We start from the raw sequence: 3,491 nt of genomic DNA on the forward strand, positions 1-3,491 counted from the left end.
ACCCACCGGTCGCCGCCGGCCGCGATGACGCACCGGGCGCGTCCGACGAGTGTGCCTGCTGCCCGTGATCCGTCGAGGAAGATGCGGTCACGGTGCGGGGGGAAGCGCGGACGCCGACGACAGCGGGCGATCCTCGATCGTGGCGCCGAGCCTCGTCGCGTGCCGCTGATCCCCCGGCTGTGCCCGCGGGTGCCGGTCCGTCGGGCGACCCCGGCGGGAGCGGCGGGTGCGCACGGCGGCGAAGACCCGGCATCCGAGGTAGAAGGCGAAGGACAAGGTGGTGATGTAGGGGCTGATCGGGAGCGTTCCGCCGAGGGCGAGCAGGATCCCGCCGACGGTGGACGTGGTGGCGAACAGCACCGACAGCGTTGTGGCCAGGCCTCGGCGGGCGGTGGCGACCTCGGGGTCGAGGCTGGCGAAGGTCAGCGGCCGCCACAGCACCAGCAGCGCTGCGAGGACGATCCCGGCGATGAGGGAGAGTACGGCGAGCCGGGAGGTGTCCACGGCCACGATCTGGCCGGTGAGCAGGCCGAACTTGTTCGCGGCCCGGCCTTTGTACAGGGCGAGGAACAGGACGCCGAGCCCGAGGCCGAAGGGCATGAGGACCCCGATGAAGGAGTTGCGGTTCCGGGCCCGTTCCCCCATCAGCCCGATCAGCAGGGCTGCGAGCAGTGCTCCGATCAGGGAGCCGGTGACGACGTTCGCGCCCAGCAGGAGGAAGCCCGCCGCGCCGGCGAAGGACAGCTCGCTTACGCCGTGCACCGCGAACGCGAGGTCCCGGTAGGTCACGAAGACGCTGATGACACCGCACAGGACACCGAGGACAGCGTCGGCGAGGATCGAGTTGTGGAGCAGGGACAGCAGTTCGCCGTAGTCGTCGAAAACGAACATCCGGTCCCACAGGCTCATCGGACCGCCTGTAGGTCATGAGGGGCTTCCGGAACCCCGCTGATGAAGATCCGGCCGGCCGACCAGTCCACTGTGATATCGGTGTCGTGCAGCGCGGACAGGTTTTCCGACGCCAGGACGTCGCCGGCTGGTCCCAGCCCGATGCCGCCGGCGGCGAGATACAGGACTCGGTCGGCGTACGGGAGGATCGGGTTGATGTCGTGCGTGACGAAGAGCACAGCGGTGCCGTGGGTGTGCCGCCGTCGGTTGATCAGGGTCGACAGGGCCTCGCGGCGCGGTGCGTCCAGCGAGGCCAGTGGCTCGTCGCACAGCAGCAGCACCGGATCGGTCGCCAACGCCTGGGCCATCCTGATCCGCTGCATCTCGCCGCCGGAGAGCCCTGCTACGGCCCGGTTGGCCAGGGCGGTGGCGTCGACCGCTGCGAGTGCTTCGTCGACCCGGTGCCGGCGGGTGCGGGCGGGCCGGCCTGGCCCCCACCGTCTCCCGTCCAGGCCGAAGCGCACCAGTTCGTGTACCAGGACCGGGGCCAGTGGGGCGGTGGCCTGCTGCTGGGGCACGTAGCCGATCCGGCTGCTGCCCCGCCGCGGTGGCTCGCCATCAACCGTGATCACGCCTGTACGCAGTGGGTGGAGCCCGAGGGCCACTCGCAGCAGGGTGGTCTTGCCGGCCCCGTTCGGCCCCAGCACCGCCAGGAACTCGCCTGCGGCCAGGTCCAGATCGAGCCCCGACCACAGGGTGCGGGTGCCGTACCCGACCGAGCCGTCCCGGATCCGTAGCACCGGATCAGGCGAGCTCATGTCTTCAGCGCTCCGGCCACCGCGTTCAGGTTCTCGGTCATCCAGGTCACGTAGTCCTTGCCGGCGGGCAGGGTCTCGGTCACCGGTACCACCGGTACGTTCGCGGTCTTCGCGGCGTCCAGGACCTTCTCGGTCTCCACCCCGGTCGTCTGCTCGTTGTAGGCGAGCAGTTTGACCTTCCCGTCGTTGAACAGGGCGAGGGTGTCCGCGAGGGCGGCGGGTGGGACACCTTCGCCTTCCTCGATCGCCTCGCTGAACTCCTCGGGGGTCTCGTTCTCCAGCCCGCAGGCCTCCAACAGGTAGAGCGGGAGCGGTTCGGTGATCGCGACACCCGCGCCCGCCGCGGTCTCCTTGATCGAGGCTTCGGTGCCCTTCAACGTCGTCAGCTTGTCGGTGAACGCCTTCTCAGGACCTCCGCGCCACACTGACCTACGGGCTCGCAGGCACCACAGAGGGACGACGTCGGACCGGACGGCACCAACATCCTCATCAGGACAGGGTGCCGGCGCAAGCCGGCATGATCACTGACCTGGGACGATGGGGTTGCTGAGGCCAACATCCATCCGACAGGCGGAGGGCACTTCCGAGGTGCGATTGTTGCATACCCCCTCGAAGATCGATCTCCGGTATGACGACCCGAACCTGGTCGCCGCCGCCGGGCTGGTGCCGGTGATGCGGCTGGCCGAGCGGGCCGGCCTGCCCGGCCTGGTCGCCGAGCACGTCCGCCTACCCGCCGCGGCCGGATCGGCCGGGGCGAACGTGGAGGCGAAGGTCGGCTGTGTGGTCGCGGGCATGGCCGCCGGAGCGGACAGCATCGACGACCTGGCGCTGCTGCGCCACGACGCCCTGGGCGAGCTGTTCGGCGGGATCCGGGCGCCGTCGACGCTGGGGACATTCCTGCGGGCGCTGACCTGGGGCAACGTCCGCCAGCTCGGCAAGGTCCACCGGCTGCTGCTCACCGAACTGTCCGCGACGACCCCGCTGCTCGGCGGGGCCGGCGTGCTGGCGTTCGTCGACCTGGACTCCTGCCAGCGCCGGGTGTTCGGCCCGGCCCAAGCAGGGCGCCGCCTTCGGCCACACCAAAATCGCCAGTAAGTCGGTGTTCGTCCGCGGCCTCAACGCCCTGATCGGCACGGTCTCGACCCCGACCGGCGCCCCGCTGGTCGCGGCCACCCGGCTGCGCGGCGGCAACGCCGTCTCGTCCAGGGGCGCGGCTAGCTTCCTCACCGAGACCCTCGCCACCGCCCGCGACGCCGGCGCCACCGGGATCATCGTCGCCCGGATGGACTCCGGCTTCTACACCGCCGACGTCGTCGCCGCCGCGTCAAAGCCCTCAACCCCAAGGCCAGCCCCGGCCAGGGCGACCTGTTCCCGGCCTGGCGCTACCACGCCGTGTTCACCGACAGCCCGTTCACCCTCGCCCAGACCGAGACCCAGCACCGCGGCCACGCGATCATCGAACAGGTCAACGCCGACCTGATCAACGGCCCGCTCGCCCACCTGCCCTCAGGCCGCTTCACCGCCAACGCCGCCTGGCTCACGCTGGCTGCCCTGACCCACAACCTTCTGCGCGCCGCCGGCGCCCTGGCCTCGCCGTTCCACGCCCGCGCCCGCGGCGCCACCCTGCGCGCCCACCTGATCAACATCCCCGCTCGCCTCGCCCGCCGCGGCCGCGGCCAGATCACCTTGCACCTGCCCACCGGCTGGCACGCCGAAAACGCCCTGACCGGCCTGTTCACAGCCCTGCGCACCCCCGCCCAGGCCCGCGCGGCCTGACCCACGGCC

Annotated in this window: 5 protein-coding genes; 2 read left to right on the forward strand and 3 right to left on the reverse strand. The window is 71.1% G+C overall.

The annotated features are described in order from the left end of the window. Positions 1 to 87: 87 nt before the first annotated feature. From AC08OV_RS24035 to AC08OV_RS24045, 3 genes are read right to left on the reverse strand one after another with little or no spacing between them, the layout of a single operon-like run. Entirely contained in the window at positions 88 to 909 is an 822-nt protein-coding gene (locus tag AC08OV_RS24035; RefSeq protein ID WP_476616075.1) for a metal ABC transporter permease, read from the reverse strand. Further along, positions 906 to 1,706, reverse strand: coding sequence for a metal ABC transporter ATP-binding protein (locus AC08OV_RS24040; protein WP_476616074.1), 801 nt, complete (start codon positions 1,704 to 1,706; stop codon positions 906 to 908). Before AC08OV_RS24040 ends, AC08OV_RS24035 begins: the two co-directional genes overlap by 4 nt. After that, a complete protein-coding gene (locus tag AC08OV_RS24045) occupies positions 1,703 to 2,131 on the reverse strand; it encodes a metal ABC transporter solute-binding protein, Zn/Mn family (RefSeq protein WP_476616073.1) in 429 nt (142 codons plus the stop codon). The genes AC08OV_RS24040 and AC08OV_RS24045 overlap by 4 nt, the downstream gene beginning before the upstream one ends. A 172-nt stretch (positions 2,132 to 2,303) precedes the next feature. Between AC08OV_RS24045 and AC08OV_RS24050 the strand changes: the two genes are divergently transcribed. Next, positions 2,304 to 2,801 carry a hypothetical protein gene (locus AC08OV_RS24050; RefSeq protein ID WP_476616072.1) on the forward strand — a complete coding sequence of 166 codons (498 nt, stop codon included), beginning with the start codon at positions 2,304 to 2,306 and terminating at the stop codon, positions 2,799 to 2,801. Between the two features lie 297 nt (positions 2,802 to 3,098). Then, the gene (locus AC08OV_RS24055) at positions 3,099 to 3,482 is read left to right on the forward strand and encodes a hypothetical protein (RefSeq protein WP_476620372.1); all 384 of its coding nucleotides are present in this window, start codon (positions 3,099 to 3,101) and stop codon (positions 3,480 to 3,482) included. The last annotated feature ends 9 nt before the right edge of the window (positions 3,483 to 3,491 follow it).

This window comes from Frankia sp. CeTa3Moorea, assembly GCF_978021225.1.